The organism is Bradyrhizobium sp. Ash2021 (assembly GCF_031202265.1).
Lineage (GTDB): Bacteria > Pseudomonadota > Alphaproteobacteria > Rhizobiales > Xanthobacteraceae > Bradyrhizobium.
The window spans coordinates 3,230,448-3,248,994 of record NZ_CP100604.1 but is presented as its reverse complement, the minus strand read 5'-3'; the positions used below and the strand labels follow the sequence as shown (position 1 = coordinate 3,248,994).

Below are 18,547 nucleotides of genomic sequence, written 5' to 3'. Positions count from 1 at the left end.
GCAAAATCGGTCCTCCAACGCCATCTCCGCGAGCCGCCAAGAAAACGTCAGTATCAAACAATGTTCCCACTATCCCCACTATCTTAACGCATATGGGCTTTCGCCGGGACGACGGCTGATTTAATGACGCGCACCCCTAGTAATTGGTCGCGGACTTCTCGTTCGGGATGCCGTCGATCGGGCATTCGTCGGTGCCAGCGGTCGGGCGGGTCATCGCCTCGACCATTTCGCGCGTGCCTTCCGGATCGGATATCCACTTCGTGTAGAAATCGTAGGGACAGGCCGCGAGGCCGCGCGCGCTTTCGCCGGAATTGATCATGCCGGTATAACCGCGATGGACCAGCTTGTAGAGGTGGTTCTGCGACTGGCCGTTGCGGCGGAAATCGCGGATCAGGTTCTTCGACAGAGCTGCATACTGGATGCCGTATTCCTCCTCGCCGGTCTCGCCCAGGGTGCGGCCGTCGAAACCGATGATCGCCGAGTGACCGAAGTAGGAGTAGACGCCGTCGAAGCCGGCGGCATTGGCGACCGCGACATAGACATTGTTGGCCCAGGCCATCGCCTTGGAAATCAGGATCTGCTGTTCCTTGGCCGGATACATGTAGCCCTGGCAGCGCACGATCAGCTCGGCGCCCTTCATGGCACAGTCACGCCAGATTTCCGGAAAGTTGCCGTCGTCGCAGATGATCAGGCTGACCTTGAGGCCTTTCGGACCGTCGGAAACATAAGTGCAATTGCCGGGATACCAGCCTTCGATCGGCACCCACGGCATGATCTTGCGGTATTTCTGGACGATCTCGCCCTTGTCGTTCATCAGGATCAAGGTGTTGTACGGCGCCTTGTGCGGGTGTTCCTCGTGGCGCTCGCCGGTGAGCGAGAACACGCCCCAGACCTTGGCCTTGCGGCAGGCTTCGGCGAAGATGTCGGTCTCGGGACCAGGGACCTGCGAAGCCGTCTCGTACATCTCTTTCGAGTCGTACATGATGCCGTGGGTGGAGTATTCCGGAAAGATCACCAGATCCATGCCCGGCAGGCCGGTCTTCATGCCCACCACCATGTCGGCGATCTTGCGGGCGTTGTCGAGCACCTCGGCCCTGCTGTGCAGCCGCGGCATTTTGTAGTTGACGACGGCTACGCCGACGGTGTCGTTGCTTGAGGAAATGTCGCCATGAAGCATGGGGATCGCCTTCTGTTTTTGGTTTGAGTTTGCTGTCGATCAGACGTCGTGGGGCATCAGTGGCTGATCATCCAGGGCCGCGCGGTCGGAAAGCCCTTGGCGCCGCCCTTCGTTTTTGTCACCAGCCGCGCCGGCTTCTTGCCGGAACAGCAGCCGCAGCCGGGTGCATGCGACGCCTTATATTCGCCGACGGTTTTGGGCGCGTTGGCGCTGCGCTCGTTGGTGGCATGGGCCTTGCGCTTGTCGGAGGGCATGCAGAAGAAAGCCGGCGCGGTCAGGATCACGCGCGGCGCTTCAATGTCGCATTGCGGACAGTCCTGCGGCAGATCACATTCGGCCATCGGCCGCATATCCGTGAACGGGCCGCAATCATTGCAGAGATATTCATAGACGGGCATTTGGTTTCCCTTGCGCGATTGAATTGTTAGGCGGCGGCGGATGCGGGGCGGCCGATACTCAAGCCGTCCCGCATCCCGTCGCGCAGGGATCATTTGTCCGGCGAGAGCGGCATCTGGATGTCGCCCTTGATGTGTTTGATGGGACCGACCGACGACGGCATGATGTCGAAGTCGAAGATCTCCGTCGGCAGCCACAGCGTGGCGCAGGCGTTCGGCACGTCGACCACGCCGGAGATGTGGCCCTGGCACGGCGCGGTGCCGAGGATCGAATAGGCCTGCGCGCCGGAGTAACCGAACTTCTTCAGATACTCGATCGCGTTCAGGCAGGCCTGGCGGTAGGCGATGTGGACGTCGAGATAGTGCTGCTTGCCTTGCTCGTCGACCGAGATGCCCTCGAAGATCAGGTAGTCCTTGTAGTTCGGCGTGATCGGCGACGGCTTGAACACGGGATTCTTGATGCCGTATTTGGCGACGCCGTCCTTGATCACGTCGACCTTCAGATGCAGCCAGCCGGCCATCTCGATCGCGCCGCAGAAGGTGATCTCGCCGTCGCCCTGGCTGAAATGCAGATCGCCCATCGAGAGCCCGCCGCCGGGCACGTAGACCGGGAAGTAGATTTTCGAGCCGCGCGACAGATCCTTGATGTCGCAATTGCCGCCATGCTCGCGCGGCGGCACCGTGCGGGCGCCCTCGGCGCCGATCTTGGCCTTGACGTCGCCTTTCGCCTGGCCGGCGTGCGCGGTCGGCGCGAACGGCGGATTGGCGAGGCCGGGGATGCGCGTCGGGTTGGTCGCGATCAGCGCGGCCTCGCGCTCGTTCCAGGTCGCCAGCATTTTCGGGTCGGGCAGACAGCCGATCAGGCCGGGATGGATCAGCCCCGCGAAGTTCACGCCGGGAATATGGCGCGAGGACGTATAGAGGCCCTTGATGTCCCAGATCGATTTCTGCGCCAGCGGGAAATGATCGGTCAGGAAGCCGCCGCCATTCTGCTTGGAGAAGAAGCCATTAAAGCCCCACAGGCTTTCCTTCAGCGGCCCTACATCGAGCAGATCGACAACGAGAAGATCGCCGGGCTCGGCGCCCTTGACGCCGATCGGGCCGGACAGGAAGTGCACGATCGATAGATCGATGTCGCGCACGTCGTCGGCGGAATCGTTGTTCTTGATGAAGCCGCCGGTCCAGTCGACGGTCTCGATGATGAAGTCGTCGCCCGGCTTGACCCACGCCACGATCGGGATGTCGGGGTGCCAGCGGTTGTGAATCATGTCGTTGTCGTAGGCCGACTTCGAAAGATCGACCTTGATCAGTGTCTCTGGCATCGGATGCTCCCCTTTTTACTGGCCATGTTACAGTTCAGACGGACAAATATTTCGAGATCTGCGCGGCATCGACGTTGTCGCGCGGATCGTCGCGCACGATCTCGCCGTTCTCGATCACGAGCACGCGGTCGGCGATGTCGAGCGCAAAGCTCAGCACCTGCTCGGAGACCACGATCGACAGCCCGCGCTCGTCACGAATGCGCTTCAACGTGCGCGCCATCTCCTTGATGATCGAGGGCTGGATGCCTTCGGTCGGCTCGTCCAGCAGCAGCACCTTTGGCTTGGTGGCGAGCGCACGCGCGATCGCGAGCTGCTGCTGCTGGCCGCCGGACAGATTGCCGCCGCGGCGATCCTTCATCTCGAGCAGCACCGGGAACAGCTCATAGAGGTCGCCAGGGACTTCCTTTTCGCCTGATGCGACAAGGCCGGTCTCGATATTCTCCTTGACGGTCATCGCCGAGAAGATCATGCGGCCCTGCGGCACGTAGGCGAGCCCCTTGACGACGCGCTCGTAGCTCTTGAGGGCCGACAGTTCGGTACCCTCCATGTTCACCGAACCGCTCCTGGTCGGCACGATGCCCATCAGCGACTTCATCAGCGTGGTCTTGCCCATGCCGTTGCGCCCCATGATCGCCACGATCTCGTTGGGCGCGACGGATATGTTCAGGCCATGCAGCACCTCGCTCTGGCCGTAAGCGACGTGAAGATCGGAGATTGCCAGCATCACGCGTTCCTTATCCGTTAAGCACCGAATTACCTCGCCCCGCTTGCGGGGAGAGCAAAGGCCGCCTCCGGCGGCCGTTCTTGTAGAAGAACGCCGAAGCAAAGCTTCGGCTATCGCGCAGCGCCGGGTGAGGGGGACTCTCCAAGCATACCGCTCGTGGAGACTCCCCCTCACCCCAACCCTCTCCTCGCATGCGGGGAGAGGGAGACGAGGCACCGCATTCGCTTCGATTGAACTTCATCTGCTCAGTGACCCAGATAGACTTCGATAACCTTGGGATCGTTCTTGACGTGATCCATCGTGCCTTCCGACAGGATCTGGCCCTGATGCAGGACCGTGACCTTGTGCGCGATGTCCTCGACGAATTTCATGTCGTGCTCGATCACCAGCACCGAACGATCCCTGATGATGCGGTTGAGCAGCTCGGCGGTCTTGACGCGCTCGCTGACGCTCATGCCGGCGACCGGTTCGTCCAGCATCAGCAATTCGGGATCCTGGATCAGCAGCATGCCGATCTCGAGCCATTGCTTCTGGCCGTGGCTAAGCAGTTCGGCGCTCATATTGAGCCGGTCCTTCAAAAAGATCATTTCGGCGACCTCGTGAACGCGGTCGCGCACGATCGTGTCGCGCGTGAAGGTCAGCGCGCCGAACACGGTACGTCCGCGCGGAAACGAGATCTCGAGATTCTCGAACACGGTGAGGTCGTCGTAGATCGAGGGGGTCTGGAATTTTCGTCCCACCCCGGCCTGCACGATCTGGTTCTCCTTCAACTTCGTGAGTTCCTGCCCACGGAATTGAATCGAGCCGGAGGTCGCCTTGGTTTTTCCGCAGATCAGGTCGAGCACGGTGGTCTTGCCGGCGCCATTGGGGCCGATGATGACGCGGATTTCGTTCTCCTCGACGTAGAAGGAGAGATCGTTGACCGCCTTGAATCCATCGAAGGAAACCGTGAGCGCCTCGACCGCGAGCAGAAACTCCTTGGACTGGTGGCCTATGAGCATGGTCTATCTCCTCATTCCGCCGGGGCGCCGTCGGCAACCGAACCGTCGGTCCAGCCGTCGCCGGATTTCGGCTTGCGCGAATTGACCAGCCGGTCGATGCGCGGCTGCACGTAATCGCCCCAGATCCCGGCGAGACCGTTGGGGAAGGCGAGCACCACCGCGATGAACAATCCGCCGAGCCCGAACAGCCACAATTCGGGGAAGGATTCCGACAGGCTGGTCTTGGCGAAGTTGACCAGCAGCGTGCCGTACACCGCACCCAGGATCGAGAGCCGGCCGCCGACCGCCGTGTAAATCACCATCTCGATCGACGGCACGATGCCGACAAAGGACGGCGACATGAAACCGACATTGAGCGCGAACATGGCGCCGCCGATCGCGGCGAATATGGCCGCGACGCAGAAGGCGAAGATCTTGAAATTGGCGACGCTGTAGCCGGAGAAGCGAACCCGATCCTCCTTGTCACGCATCGCGACCAGGATGCGGCCGAGCTTCGAGTGACGGATGAACTGGGCGATGAAGATGCAGACGAACAGGCAGCCGACCTCGAAGAAGTAGAGCACGATCTTGGCGTGGTCCGGCCGGATGTCCCATCCCTTCAGGGTGCGCAGGTCGGTCATGCCGTTGATGCCGCCGGTATAGCCCTGCTGTCCCACGATCAGGATGGTCAGGATCGCGGCGACCGCCTGGGTGATAATGGCGAAATAGGTGCCGCCGACCCGGCGCTTGAACATCGCGGCACCGATGATCAGGGCAAAGATGCCGGGTACCAGGATGACGGCGGCAATGGTGAAGGTGAGACTGTGAAACGGCTTCCAGAACAGCGGCAGCGAGGTGATCTGGTTCCAGTCCATGAAATCGGGAATGCCGGGCGTCGACTGGATCTTGGTGTTCTCGACGCTTGACGCTTCAAGCTTGAGAAACATCGCCATGCAGTAGCCGCCGAGACCGAAGAACACGCCCTGCCCGAGGCTTAAGATGCCGCCATATCCCCAGCAGATCACCAGCCCCAGCGCCACGAAGGCGTAGGTCAGGTATTTCGCGACCAGATTGAGCCTGAAGACATCGAGGCAGAGCGGCAGGATCACCACCAGGAAAACGGCGAGCAGCAGAATTCCGATCAGCTCCGATCGATTGACAAAGCGATTGTCGGTCATGGCTTCAGCCCTCTGTTATTTGCGGACCTTGAGGGCGAACAGACCCTGCGGCCGCAGCATCAAGATTCCGACGACCGCGAGCAGCGTGAGGACCTTTGCCATCGACCCCGACATGAAGAACTCGAGCGTCGATTGCGTCTGCGAGATGCTGAATGCCGATGCGATGGTGCCGATCAGGCTGGCTGCGCCGCCGAACACGACCACCAGGAAGGTATCGACGATATAGAGCTGGCCGGAAGTCGGCCCGGTGGAGCCGATCATGGTGAACGCGCTCCCGGCGACGCCGGCGATGCCGCAACCGAGGCCGAAGGTGTAACGATCGACTTTCTCGGTGTTGATGCCGACGGCGCCGGCCATGATCCGGTTCTGCACGACGGCGCGGACCTGGCGGCCCCAGCGCGATTTGTACATGATGTAGGCCACTGCCATCGTGATCAGCAGCGTCAGGGCCATCACGAAGACGCCGTTGATCGGAACCTCGATGCTTTCGGTGACATGCAGCGAGCCCAGCATCCACTGCGGCAGTTCGACGCCGACCTCACGGGCGCCGAAGATCGAGCGGTAGGCCTGCTGCAGGATAAGGCTCAAACCCCAGGTGGCGAGCAGCGTATCCAGCGGACGTTTGTAGAGATGCCGGATCAGCGCCCATTCGACCAGCATGCCGAGCGCTCCGGACGCGAAGAACGCCAGGATCATCGCGAGGAAGAAGTAGCCGCCGAACAAACCCGGCAGGTAGGCCTGGAACAGGTTCGACGTCATCCAGGTCACGTAAGCGCCGAGGATCATGAACTCGCCATGGGCCATGTTGATGACGCCCATCTGCCCGAAGATGATCGCAAGTCCGAGCGCCATCAGCACGTAGACGGAAAACAGGATCAGGCCCGCAAAACCCTGCATGACAAAGATGGAGCCCAGATCGCCAATCGAATAATCGCCGAACATCGATGTTCTCCGTCGGGGGAAGTCCCGCGTCGCGAGCTAAGTTAGCGACGCGGGGGTGTGCAGCGTGGACTTGCGATCCACGCCAGGGAGCGGCTTGATTGCGGGGAAGACGACGGTGGGCCTTACTGGTAGCCCTTCGGGAACGGATCCGGCTCGACCAGATCGGCGGTCTCGTAGATCAGTTCGAACTGGCCATCGAGCTTGGCGCGCCCGACCCGGGTCTTCGACCAGAGATGATGGTTTTCATGAATGCGCACGTAGCCTTCCGGCGCCCCCTTGAATTCCACGCCGGGCGAAGCTGCCGCGATCTTGTCGACGTCGAAGCTTCCGGCCTTCTCGACCGTTAACTTCCACAGCCACGGGCCGAGATAGGCGGCCTGCGTGACGTCGCCGATCACGGTCTTGGCGCCCCACATCTTCTGGAATGCCGGCACGAAGGCCTTGTTGTTCGGATTATCGAGCGACTCGAAGTATTTCATGCAGGCATAGGCGCCCGCGATGTTCTCGCCGCCGATACCGTCGATTTCGTCTTCGGTCACCGAGATCGTCAGCAGCGCCTGCTTCGACAGGTCGATGCCGGCCGCCTTGAGCTGCTTGTAGAACGCGACGTTGGATCCGCCGACGACGTCGGTGAAGATCACGTCGGGCTTGGTCAGCTTGATCTTGTTGATCACCGAGTTGAACTGGGTATTGCCGAGCGGGTAATATTCCTCGCCGACGACCTTGCCCTTCAGCACGTTTTCGACGTGCTTGCGTGCGATCTTGTTCGAGGTGCGCGGCCAGATGTAGTCCGAGCCGACGAAGAAGAAGGATTTTGCGCCCTTCTCCTTGGCGATCCAGTTCAGGCCGGCGAGGATCTGCTGGGTGGCTTCCTGGCCGGTATAGATCACGTTCTTGGACTGCTCGAGGCCTTCGTAGAAGGTCGGATAATAGAGCATGCCGTTATATTGCTCGACCACCGGCAACACCGCCTTGCGGGAAGCCGAGGTCCAGCAGCCCATGATCGCCGCGACCTTGTCGTTGACGAGCAGCTTCTTGGCCTTCTCGGCGAAGGTCGGCCAGTCGCTGGCGCCGTCTTCCTGGATGAACTTGATCTTGCGGCCGAGCACGCCGCCGGCGGCGTTGATCTGGTCGATGGCGAGCTTCTCGGCTTCGATCGAACCGGTTTCCGAAATCGCCATCGTGCCGGTGGCCGAATGCAGGATGCCGACCGTCACTTCAGTATCGGTAACCGCGAGGCCCGTGGTGTTGATCGCGGAGGTTGCCGGCGCTTGCGCAAAAGATGGGCGAGGAAGCATGGTTAGAGCGGGAATTGCGGCCATTCCCATCAGCAGTTTGCGGCGAAATGCCGACTGCAGGCCCTTATTGGTTTCGTCTGACATGAGCACCCCGTTTGGTTCGAGAACACGCTTATTGGTCAGGCAAGGATTGCTCACATTTGTGCACTGCACAGATACGTGAGATCGCGTATATTGCACCGCAAAATAGCGACGTAGGTTTTTGGTACGGGAATTGCGAGCGGAATCACGAACGCAATCGCGAACGCAATCGCGGTCGGTTTCGCGTGCAGTCGGGCTTGAGGAGTTAATCGAAGTGGCAGGGCGGCAGCGGATCGACCGCGTCAGACGCCAGTACAATCAATGGGTTGCGAACCAGACCCTGGAAGACTACGCGCTCCGCTTCACCGCCAAGAGCGCGCGGCGATGGTCGGCCGCCCGCGTCGCCAACACCGCGCTCGGCGCGATCTCGTTCCTGGCGATGGAGGCGATCGGCGGCACGATCACGCTCAATTACGGTGCAATGAACGCGACCGCCGCCATTCTTGTGGTCAGCGTCATCATTTTCCTGTGCGGTTTGCCGATCGCCTATCACGCCGCCAAATGCGGCATCGACATCGATCTTCTGACCCGGGGCGCCGGCTTCGGTTATATCGGCTCGACCATCACCTCGCTGATCTACGCGTCGTTCACCTTCATCTTCTTTGCGATCGAAGCCGTCATCCTCGCCAGCGCGCTCGAGATGTGCTTCGGAATCCCGCGGCCGATCGGCTATCTCATCAGCGCCGTCGTCATCATCCCGCTGGTGGCGTACGGCATCACGCTGATCAGCCGCTTCCAGTTGTGGACGCAGCCGCTGTGGATCGTGCTTCACATCATGCCGTTCGCGGCGATCGCCTATGCCAATCCGTACTCCTTTACCGAATGGCGAAAATTTGCCGGCGAGCATGGCGATGCCGGCGGCCATCTCGATCTCTTGCTGTTCGGCACCGCCGCCTCGGTGGTGTTTTCGCTGGTGGCGCAGATCGGCGAACAGGTCGACTTCCTGCGCTTCCTGCCGCGCGACCGGCGAACCTCGCGAAAATCGTGGTGGATCGCGCTGCTGAGCGCCGGTCCCGGCTGGATCGTTCTCGGTTCGCTCAAGCTCTTGGCGGGATCGTTCCTCGCCTTCTTCGCGCTGAGCCACGGCGTCTCCAACGAGCACGCCGCCGAGCCCGCGCATATGTATCTCGAAGCGTTTCGCTATGTGCTGTCGCAGCCCAATCTGGCGCTGGCATTGACCGGCACCTTCGTGATCCTGTCGCAGGTCAAGATCAACGTCACCAACGCCTATGCCGGTTCGATCGCCTGGTCGAACTTCTTCTCCCGCCTCACCCACAGCCATCCCGGCCGCGTGGTCTGGCTGGTGTTCAACGTCATGGTCGCGCTCTTGTTGATGGAGATCGGCGTCTACAAGGCGCTGGAGCAGACGCTGGCGCTCTACTCCAACGTCGCGATCGCCTGGGTCGGCGCGCTGGTTGCCGATCTCGTGATCAACAAGCCGCTTGGCCTGCGCCCGCAGCACATCGAGTTCAAGCGCGCGCATCTCTACGACATCAACCCGGTCGGCGTCGGCGCGATGTTGATTGCGACCATCGTCTCGATCAGCGCCTTCTACGGCCTGTTCGGTCCGACCGCGAAGGCGCTGTCGGCTTTTGTCGCACTGGCCGTTGCCTTCATCGCGGCACCGCTGATCGCGTGGGCGACCGACGGCAAATATTACATCGCGCGCAAGCCGAAGCGGAGCTGGCAGAACCTCGAATCGATCCAGTGCTGTATCTGCGAACACGCGTTCGAGCCGGAGGATATGGCCTCCTGCCCCGCCTATGCCGGCCCGATCTGCTCGCTATGTTGTTCGCTCGACGCGCGCTGCCACGATCTCTGCAAGCCGCATGCGCGGATCCAGGCGCAGGTCTCGGAAACGCTAGGAAAAATGCTGCCGGAGCCGATCTATACCCGGATCAACTCCCAGCTCGGGCATTATCTCGGCGTGTTCGCGATATCCGCCGGTATGGTCGGGCTGACGCTGGCGCTGATCTACCTGCAGACGTCAGCGACGGTGCATGCCGCCGGACTGTTGTCGGACGTGCTCTGGAAAGTATTCTTTGCGCTGACCATCATCATCGGCGTGGTGGCGTGGCTGTTCGTGCTGGCGCAACAAAGCCGGCGCGCGGCGGAAGCGGAAACGCGGCGGCAGACCACGCTCCTGATCCAGGAAATCGACGCGCATAAGCGCACCGACGCCGAACTGCAGCGCGCCAAGGAAGTCGCCGAGTCCGCCAATCTCGCCAAGAGCCGCTATGTTGTGGGCATCAGCCATGAACTGCGCTCGCCGCTGAACGCGATCAGCGGCTACGCCCAATTGCTGGAGCAGGATTCCAGCCTGCAGACAAAACCGCGCGACCAGGTGCGCGTGGTGCGCCGCAGCGCCGACCATCTGTCCGGGCTGATCGACGGCATTCTGGATATCTCGAAAATCGAGGCCGGCCGGCTCTATCTGTCGCGCGACGAGGTGCGCCTCAGCGATTTCCTCGATCAGCTCGTCGGCATGTTCCGCCTGCAGGCCGCCGCCAAGGGCGTCGACTTCGTCTTCAAGCGGCCGACGCTGTTGCCGGTCGTGGTGTATGCCGATGAAAAGCGGCTGCGCCAGATCCTGATCAATTTGCTGTCGAACGCCATCAAATTCACGCAAGCCGGCAGCGTGCGGTTCGTCGTGCATTACCGCAGCCCCGTTGCGGAATTCGAGGTGATCGACACCGGTCCGGGCATCCAGGCCGGCGATCTCGAACGTATCTTCGCCCCCTTCGAGCGCGGCGCGCTCGGCGTGTCGCAGCCGCAAACCGGCACCGGCCTTGGCCTGACGATCAGCCGGCTCTTGGCGGGCGTCATGGGGGGCGACATAAGGGTCACCAGTACGGTCGGAACCGGCAGCAATTTTCGCGTCAAGATCCTGCTGTCGGAAGTCACCAACCCGACGCGGATCGCCCCGGTCGAGGCCCCGATCTATGGCTATCACGGGCCGCGCAAGACCATCCTGGTCACCGACGACGATCCGACCCACCGCGATCTGCTGCGCGAGGTGCTGGCGCCGCTCGGCTTTATCCTCCTGAGCGCGCCGGACGGACCCGCCTGCCTTGCGCTGGCCCAGCATTGCCGGCCCGATCTTTTCCTGCTTGATATCTCGATGGCCGGAATGGACGGATGGACGGTGGCGGAAACATTGCGTTCGAACGGCCATCATCAGGCCCGTATCCTGATGGTGTCGGCCAGCGCCCTCGAGGCACACGGCACGCCGCTGGCGCAGCCGTTCCATGACGGCTATCTGATGAAGCCGATCGACATTCCCCGCCTGCTGGAATCGATCCGGCAGTTGCTCAAGCTCGAATGGCAGTATGAGGCCGATGAAGAAATCCCCGTGCCGCACTGGAAGCCCGATACCGGCTCGCGGCCGCCGGTGAGATATGTCGAGGAACTGATCGGCCTCGGACAATTGGGTTATATCCGCGCCATCCAGGTCAAGCTCGACGAGATCGGCAACGATTACCCCGAGCATGCCGATTTCGTCACGCAAATGCGCGCACTGATCGACCGTTTCGACCTCGACCAGTACATGGCGACCTTGAAGACCCTGCACAGCTATGATCACTGAATCCAAAAAGCGCGATGTCGCGCTCGTCGTCGATGATTCCCCGGAGACGCTGCGGCTGCTCACCGACGCGCTCGACGGCGCGGGCATGACCGTGATGGTCGCGCTCGACGGCGCTTCGGCGATGCGGATCGTCGACCAGATTACGCCCGACATCGTGCTGCTCGACGCCGTGATGCCTGGCATGGACGGTTTTGAGACCTGCAAACGGCTGAAGCGCGACGCCGGCCTTGGCAACGTCCCGATCATCTTCATGACGGGGCTGGCGGAAACCGAACATATCGTCCGCGGCCTCGAGGCCGGCGGCGTCGATTACGTCACCAAGCCAATCGTGGTCGAGGAGATGATCGCGCGGATTCGGGTCCACCTCGCCAACGCGCGGCTGACGCAGAGCGCCCGTGCCGCGCTCGACGTCTCCGGCCGCTATCTTCTCGCGGTCAACGGCCAGGGCAAGATCATGTGGGCGACCCCACAGGCGCAAAAACTGTTGTCGGCCACGCTCGCCGCCGATACCGAGGAAGAATTCGTGCTGCCGGATCCGATCCCGCACTGGCTCAATCAGGCCCAGCAGGGCAAGGCCGGATCGAAGGCCGCGGCGATGGCGTCTTTTGCAGGTCACGAGCAGTTGCGCTTGCAATATATGGGCAAGCTCGGCCCCAACGAATTCCTGCTTCGGCTGGCCAAGGACACCGGCGCCGACACGCCGGCGGAATTCTCCAGCGAACTTGGCCTGACGACGCGCGAGGGCGAGGTGCTGTCGTGGCTGTCCAAGGGCAAGACCAACCGCGACATCGCGCAAATCCTGGGCTTGAGCCCGCGCACCGTCGACAAGCACCTCGAGCAGATCTATTCCAAACTCGGCGTCGAGAACCGCACCGCGGCGGCCGCGATTGCGGTCAATGCAAAGCATCGGAAGTCGTGAGGGTGGCTACAAAAGCCGTCACTGCGAGCGAAGCGAAGCAATCCATACCTAACGTGGAAAAGAAAGAATGGATTGCTTCGTCGCGGAGTTTATCATCGGGCCGGCCGAAGGCCGGACCCGTTGGCTCCTCGCAATGACGGGCTAACCATCCAGCACGCCGATATCCGCCACCAGCACCGAGCCGGTTACCGACTCCGTAATATAGAGACGGTCGCGCTTCTCGCCGCCGATCGCGACATTGGTGCAGCTTTGCCCGGCGCAGGATTTGATGCGGGCGATCAATTCGCCGTTCGGAGCGAACACGAAGACATGCCCGAGCGAGGCATGCGCCACGAACAGCCGGCCGGCCTGGTCCATGGTCATGCCGTCAGGGCCGCTCGGTCCAAACATGGAACAGAAGCGGCCGACTTTTGAAACGCTGCCGTCCTTCATGAACGGCATGCGCCAGACCGCATTGTCGCGGGTCATTGCGACAAACAGCACCGCCTCATCGGGATCGAGCACCAGCCCGTTGGGGCTGATGCCGGTATCGATCAGGCAGTCGAGCCGGCCGTCGGTTTTCAGCCGGTATACCCGCCCTGTCGGGTCGTGCAGGCCGGTCTGGCCCTGATCGGTGAAATAGATGTCGCCATTGGAGGCAAGATGCAGGTCGTTGCAGCCGCGGAACGATTCCGAATTGCGCGATGTCAGAACCTTCTGCATCCGCCCTGCCCGCGCATCGAGTTCCATGATGCCGTGCATGTAGTCGGCGACAAAAATGCGGCCGTCGCGGCTGATCTTGAGGCCGTTGGGCCAGCCGTCATATTCGACCACCAGCGACCATTTCCGGTCTGGCGTGATCTTGAAGATGCGCCCGAACGGAATGTCGACGACGTAGAGATTGCCGTCAGCGTCGAACGACGGGCCCTCGATGAAGCAATCGGTCGCCGCGCCCGGCCGGTTGGCGTCGGCCCAGTCGGTGCGCTCCTTGCGGCGGAACTCGGCGGGCATCGCCGAGAAGATTTGGGTTTCGATCAGTCGCGGCGGCGTTTCCAGATACATCATTTCTTGGGTCTCACCCGTATTGCAAAAGCAGGCGCACCATAGAGGACGTCTTCCGTACCGTCGATTGGCCGCAAGGCGGGTATTCCGCATTGACAACTACATACCGATATGACAATATATTGTCATGTCAAAGCGAGACGAAACCGTTGCCGACCTCATCGTGTCGGTGTTCCGGCTGAACGGAGCGCTGATCGACACCGGCAATCGCCTGGTCGCCGATATCGGCCTGACCTCCGCGTGGTGGCAGGTGCTCGGCGCGCTTGATTTGTCGCCGGTGCCGCTCCCGGTCGCGCATATCGCCCGCAACATGGGCCTGTCGCGGCAGGCGGTTCAGCGGGTCGCCGATCTCCTGGCGGAGAAGGATCTGGTGCGTTTCGCGGCCAATCCGCATCATCAACGCGCAAAACTGGTGGTGTTGACGGCGCAGGGGCGCGCCGCGGTGAAGGACGCCGAAAAGCGTCAACGACCCTGGGCGCGCGACCTGATGGCGGGATTGTCGCTGGAGCGCATCTCCACGGCGCTCGACGTGCTCACGCATATGAACAGCAATTTGGCGCAGGCCGCCGGCGAGGCGGATGAATATCTCGCAGCAGAGGAGAAGTAACCATGCTTCAGCTAAGGGAACTGGATGAACGCGTCTCGATCCGCGACCAGATACAGGACCAGAGCAAGGAGCCGGTCGTGCTGGTCAATGTCTTCCATGTCGCGCCCGAACAGGCCGATGCCTTGATTGCCGCATGGACCGACGATGCGAACTACTTCAGGGCGCAACCGGGCTTTATCTCGACCCAACTGCATCGCGGCATCGCCGGAAGCGCGACCTATCTGAACTACGCGGTCTGGGAGAGCGTCGGCGCGTTCAGGGCCGCGTTCACCAACCCCGACTTTCAATCGAAGCTGCAGCACTACCCGGACGGTTCGACCGGCTCGCCACATCTGTTTCGCAAGATGGCGGTCGACGGTCTTTGCGTCGCCTGAGATTTCCAGCGCGCTAATGAGCCGTGGCCGCCAATTGCTGCGGCGGGGAATTCACACCTGTCTGCGCGATCAGCCGCTTCAGTTCCGGAATGCACGAGCCGCAATTGGTGCCGGCTTTAAGCTTCGCCCCGATCTCGGCGGCGGAGCGCGCACCGGCCGCAATGGTGTCGCAGATCGTGCTGCGGCCGACCCCGAAGCAGGCACAGACGATCGGACCGGCGCTGGCGAGGCCATCCGCCGATTTGCCCGAGAGCAGCATGCGGCGCTGCACGTTGCTGAGCGTGTCGGCCGCAAACAGCCCCTTGACCACGTTCCAGTCGCCGGCATCGCGCGCGGGCCCGATGAACAGGCAGGTTTCGATACGGTCGCCGGCAAAGGACGCCGCACGATAGACGCCGCCGCCAAAATCCTTGTATTCGGCAAAGTCATGCCCGGCGCGGGACTTCAGCCAGGATTGCCAGCCGGTGAGATCGGCATTGTCGGCGAACAGATAGCCGTAGCCGCCATTGACGGCGACGCGCACAACCCACGCATGCGCCGGCAAGTTGAGTGGCTTGCGTGACAGCGCAAAGCCCCGGAACACGTATTCATACGGCGCGATCGAGGCCGGCGTCGCCTTGTTCTCGGGCTGGCCCGAGTATGGATCGGTGTGCGGCGCCACCAGCGCGCCGACGCGGGCACCGGTGGCGTTGGCCTCGCTCCAGTGGATCGGTGCGAACAGCATGCCGCGCTGCTGCCGCTCGCTCACGACGACTTTTAGCGTGCATTGTCCGTAATCGGTCGTCACCCGCGCAAAGTCGCCGTCGGCCACGCCGTGCCGTGCGGCATCGTCGGGATGAACTTCGACGAACGGCTCCGGCAGATGCTGGCCCAGCCGCGGGCTGCTTCCGGTGCGGGTCATGGTGTGCCACTGATCCCGGATGCGGCCGGTGTTCAGCCGCAACGGCCGCGCGGCCGTGGTCTCGGTCCGCAACGCCGGAATTTCCGGCGCGATGAAGCGTGCTCTGCTGTCGTTGGAGAAAAATCCGCCTTCGCCAAAGAAGCGCGCCTGCGGCTGTTCATTAAGGCGGATCGGCCATTGTACCGGCGCCATGGCGTCGAAGCCTTCGTCCGATACCGCTTTCAATGCGCCGATATCGAAATCGCGGGCGCCGTCATTCTCGAATGCCGAAAGTGCTGCGTGCTCGCGGAATACGTCCGCCGCGGAGTTGAAATCGAATGCCGCGCCAAAGCCGAGCCGCTTTGCGATTTCGCCGACAATCCACCAATCGGGCTTGGCCTCGCCCGGGGCGTTGAGAAACGCGCGCTGGCGCGAGATGCGCCGTTCCGAATTGGTCACCGTGCCCGATTTCTCGCCCCAAGCCTCCGCCGGCAGCAGCACATGCGCGCCGGCGTCGACGGTGTCATTGGAGCGCACATTCTCGGAGACCACGAACAGTTCGAGCTTCTTCAGCGCGGCGCGGGCCGCGTCGGCGTCCGGCAGCGACACCGCCGGATTGGTGCCCATCACCCACAACGCCTTGATCTCGCCGCGCGCTACGCCCTCGAACATCTGCACCGCCTTCAGCCCCTCATGGGTGGCGATGCGCGGCGCCTTCCAGAACCGACGCACGCGGTCGATGTCCGGCGGCGTGAACGCCATGTGGGCGGCGAGCTGGTTGGCGAGCCCGCCGACCTCGCGCCCGCCCATCGCATTGGGCTGTCCGGTCAGCGAGAACGGCGACGCGCCGACTTTGCCGATCCGGCCCGTCGCGAGGTGGCAATTGACGATGGCATTGACTTTGTCGGTACCCTGCGCCGACTGGTTGACGCCTTGCGAATACAGCGTGACCACGCGCGGCGTATTGGCAAACATCTGGAAGAACGCCGCGACGTCGCTTTCCGACAGGCCGGTCGCCAGCGCGGTCGCGCGCACGCTGCCGGCCATGCTTCGGGCGCGCGCAATCGCTTCGTCGAAACCGGCCGTGTAGCGGTCGATATAGTCGCGGTCGAGCGCGCCATGGTCGGCAAGGTGCGCCAGCAAGCCGGAGAACAACGCGGTATCGGTGCCGGGCTTCAATCCGAGGAACAGGTCGGCATCGCCGGCGGTATCGGTCCGCCGCGGGTCGATCACCACGATGCGGGCGCCGCGCGCCTGCTTGTTCGCGAGCATGCGCTGGAACAGCACCGGATGGCACCATGCCGCGTTGGAGCCGACCAACACCAAAAGATCCGCCTCGTCGAGATCCTCATAGCAGCCGGGCACGGTGTCCGCGCCGAACGCGCGGCGATGGCCCGCGACCGACGACGCCATGCAGAGCCGCGAATTGGTGTCGACATTGGCGCTGCCGATAAAACCCTTCATCAACTTGTTGGCGACGTAATAATCTTCGGTCAGCAATTGGCCGGACAAATAGAACGCAACCGCGCCGGGACCGTCACGGGCGATGATATGCTGAAAGCGGTGCGCGACATGATCGAGCGCGTCGCTCCAGGCCACCCGCTCCAGGGTCCCCTTGTCGCAGCGGATCATCGGATAAAGCAGCCGGTCCTCAAGGCCGAGCGTTTCGCCGAGCGCCGAGCCTTTCGAGCACAGCCGGCCGAAATTGGCTGGATGCTCGGGGTCGCCCGATATCGCCGCCCCGCCCCTGCCGTCGGGCGTCGCCAGCACGCCGCAGCCGACGCCGCAATAGGCGCAGGTGGTGCGGGTGGCCCGCAGTTGCGGATCGACCGCGGTCATGTGAACGCTTCGGTCATGCCGCCTCCGAACGGGTGGCGAGCGAGCGGCCGAACATCATGTCGGCGCGGATTCGCGCGGTCGGCTGCCGGTTGCGGATCAATTCGAGATACCAGAGCGCGTCGGCGACATCGCCGATCAGCACCGCGCCGGTCAATTTTCCCTCCGCGATCACCAGCTTCTTGTAGGTGCCGTGATTGATGTCGGTGAGTACGATGGTCTCGGAGCCCTCGGCACCGATGAAATCGCCGGCCGAAAACACGCTGACGCCGGAAACCTTCAGATTGGTCGCGACCACGCTGCCGCCATAGGACGCGGCGGCGCCAGCGAGGTGTTGCGCCAGCACCCGCGCCTGCTCATAGGCCGGTTCGACCAGGCCATAGCAGGTGCCGTGGTGTTCGGCGCATTCGCCGATCGCAAACACGCCCGCAGCGCTGGTCTGCAGATGGTCGTCGACGACGATGCCGCGATTGACTGTGATGCCGGCCTCCTTGGCCAGCGCGACATTCGGCCGGATGCCGGCCGCGAAGATCACCGCATCCGCATCGATCAGGCGGCCATCCACGAGTTCAACGCCTTCGACGCGGGTCTCGCCATGGATGCGCGCGGTGTTGGCATTGAGCAGGATCTCGATGCCCTTGCGCTCGACGAGGGATTTCAAAAGCTCGGCCGCGGGCACATCGAGCTGGCGCTCCATCAGCCGGTCCATCAGATGAACCAGCATCACCGTGGCGCCGGCCTTGGCGAGCCCGTAGGCCGCTTCCAGTCCCAACAGGCCGCCACCGACCACGACCACGCGCTTTTTCTGCGCGGCCAGCGTCAGCAGGAGATCGACGTCCCTGGTGTCGCGAAAAGTGTGCACGCTGGCAAGTTCAGCGCCGGGCACACTCAGCCGCAATGCCGACGAGCCGGTGGTCAGGATCAGCCTCGAGAAAGCGATGCTCTCCTCACCCGCGATCTTGAGCTCGCGGCGGCCGACATCGATCTCGGTGGCGCGGCAGCCATATTTCAAGGTCACGCCGCGGTCGCGCCACCAGGTCGCGGGCCTGAGCTCGATGTCGTGTGACGCGGTCTCGCCGGCCAGAACCGACGACAGCAGCACGCGGTTATAGGCCAGCCGCGGCTCGTCGCCGATCACGGCGATGGCGTAGCGCCCGAGCGCTACCTTCGCCAACTCGTCGACCAGACGGGCGGCCGCCATTCCGTT

General features: G+C 62.6%; 15 protein-coding genes. 4 read left to right on the top strand and 11 right to left on the bottom strand.

Annotated features, from left to right (window positions below):
- Positions 1 to 136: 136 nt before the first annotated feature.
- The 8 genes from NL528_RS15525 to urtA all read right to left on the bottom strand — a co-directional run bounded on the left by NL528_RS15525 (position 137) and on the right by urtA (position 8,100).
- Entirely contained in the window at positions 137 to 1,177 is a 1,041-nt protein-coding gene (locus tag NL528_RS15525; RefSeq protein ID WP_309183551.1) for an aliphatic amidase, read from the bottom strand.
- A gap of 56 nt (positions 1,178 to 1,233) precedes the next feature.
- Positions 1,234 to 1,575 carry a zinc ribbon domain-containing protein gene (locus NL528_RS15520; RefSeq protein WP_309183550.1) on the bottom strand — a complete coding sequence of 114 codons (342 nt, stop codon included), beginning with the start codon at positions 1,573 to 1,575 and terminating at the stop codon, positions 1,234 to 1,236.
- 89 nt (positions 1,576 to 1,664) lie between these two features.
- Entirely contained in the window at positions 1,665 to 2,894 is a 1,230-nt protein-coding gene (gene fmdA / locus NL528_RS15515) for a formamidase (protein ID WP_309183549.1), read from the bottom strand.
- A gap of 34 nt (positions 2,895 to 2,928) precedes the next feature.
- The gene (gene urtE, locus NL528_RS15510; protein WP_309183548.1) at positions 2,929 to 3,618 is read right to left on the bottom strand and encodes an urea ABC transporter ATP-binding subunit UrtE; all 690 of its coding nucleotides are present in this window, start codon (positions 3,616 to 3,618) and stop codon (positions 2,929 to 2,931) included.
- A gap of 245 nt (positions 3,619 to 3,863) precedes the next feature.
- A complete protein-coding gene (gene urtD / locus NL528_RS15505) occupies positions 3,864 to 4,619 on the bottom strand; it encodes an urea ABC transporter ATP-binding protein UrtD (RefSeq protein WP_309183547.1) in 756 nt (251 codons plus the stop codon).
- 11 nt (positions 4,620 to 4,630) lie between these two features.
- A complete protein-coding gene (gene urtC / locus NL528_RS15500; RefSeq protein WP_309183546.1) occupies positions 4,631 to 5,776 on the bottom strand; it encodes an urea ABC transporter permease subunit UrtC in 1,146 nt (381 codons plus the stop codon).
- Between the two features lie 15 nt (positions 5,777 to 5,791).
- Positions 5,792 to 6,718: an urea ABC transporter permease subunit UrtB gene (gene urtB, locus NL528_RS15495; RefSeq protein ID WP_309183544.1), complete on the bottom strand. Its 927-nt coding sequence runs from the start codon at positions 6,716 to 6,718 to the stop codon at positions 5,792 to 5,794.
- A gap of 122 nt (positions 6,719 to 6,840) precedes the next feature.
- The gene (gene urtA, locus NL528_RS15490) at positions 6,841 to 8,100 is read right to left on the bottom strand and encodes an urea ABC transporter substrate-binding protein (RefSeq protein ID WP_309183543.1); all 1,260 of its coding nucleotides are present in this window, start codon (positions 8,098 to 8,100) and stop codon (positions 6,841 to 6,843) included.
- Between the two features lie 211 nt (positions 8,101 to 8,311).
- Between urtA and NL528_RS15485 the strand changes: the two genes are divergently transcribed.
- Positions 8,312 to 11,683 (top strand): ATP-binding protein, encoded by a 3,372-nt coding sequence (locus NL528_RS15485; RefSeq protein WP_309183542.1) that lies wholly within the window; start codon positions 8,312 to 8,314, stop codon positions 11,681 to 11,683.
- Positions 11,673 to 12,602, top strand: a complete 930-nt coding sequence (locus NL528_RS15480) for a response regulator transcription factor (protein WP_309183541.1) — start codon at positions 11,673 to 11,675, stop codon at positions 12,600 to 12,602. Before NL528_RS15485 ends, NL528_RS15480 begins: the two co-directional genes overlap by 11 nt.
- A 141-nt stretch (positions 12,603 to 12,743) precedes the next feature.
- Here NL528_RS15480 and NL528_RS15475 read toward each other — a convergent pair whose 3' ends face one another.
- On the bottom strand, positions 12,744 to 13,643 hold the full coding sequence (locus NL528_RS15475; protein WP_309184907.1) for an SMP-30/gluconolactonase/LRE family protein: 900 nt from the start codon (positions 13,641 to 13,643) through the stop codon (positions 12,744 to 12,746).
- A gap of 127 nt (positions 13,644 to 13,770) precedes the next feature.
- Between NL528_RS15475 and NL528_RS15470 the strand changes: the two genes are divergently transcribed.
- Entirely contained in the window at positions 13,771 to 14,250 is a 480-nt protein-coding gene (locus NL528_RS15470; protein WP_309183540.1) for a MarR family transcriptional regulator, read from the top strand.
- Between the two features lie 2 nt (positions 14,251 to 14,252).
- Positions 14,253 to 14,624 (top strand): antibiotic biosynthesis monooxygenase family protein, encoded by a 372-nt coding sequence (locus NL528_RS15465; RefSeq protein ID WP_309183539.1) that lies wholly within the window; start codon positions 14,253 to 14,255, stop codon positions 14,622 to 14,624.
- 13 nt (positions 14,625 to 14,637) lie between these two features.
- Here NL528_RS15465 and NL528_RS15460 read toward each other — a convergent pair whose 3' ends face one another.
- Both NL528_RS15460 and NL528_RS15455 read right to left on the bottom strand, forming a co-directional pair.
- Positions 14,638 to 17,343, bottom strand: coding sequence for a molybdopterin-dependent oxidoreductase (locus NL528_RS15460; protein WP_309183538.1), 2,706 nt, complete (start codon positions 17,341 to 17,343; stop codon positions 14,638 to 14,640).
- 13 nt (positions 17,344 to 17,356) lie between these two features.
- The gene (locus NL528_RS15455) at positions 17,357 to 18,541 is read right to left on the bottom strand and encodes an FAD-dependent oxidoreductase (protein WP_309184905.1); all 1,185 of its coding nucleotides are present in this window, start codon (positions 18,539 to 18,541) and stop codon (positions 17,357 to 17,359) included.
- Between the last annotated feature and the right edge of the window lie 6 nt (positions 18,542 to 18,547).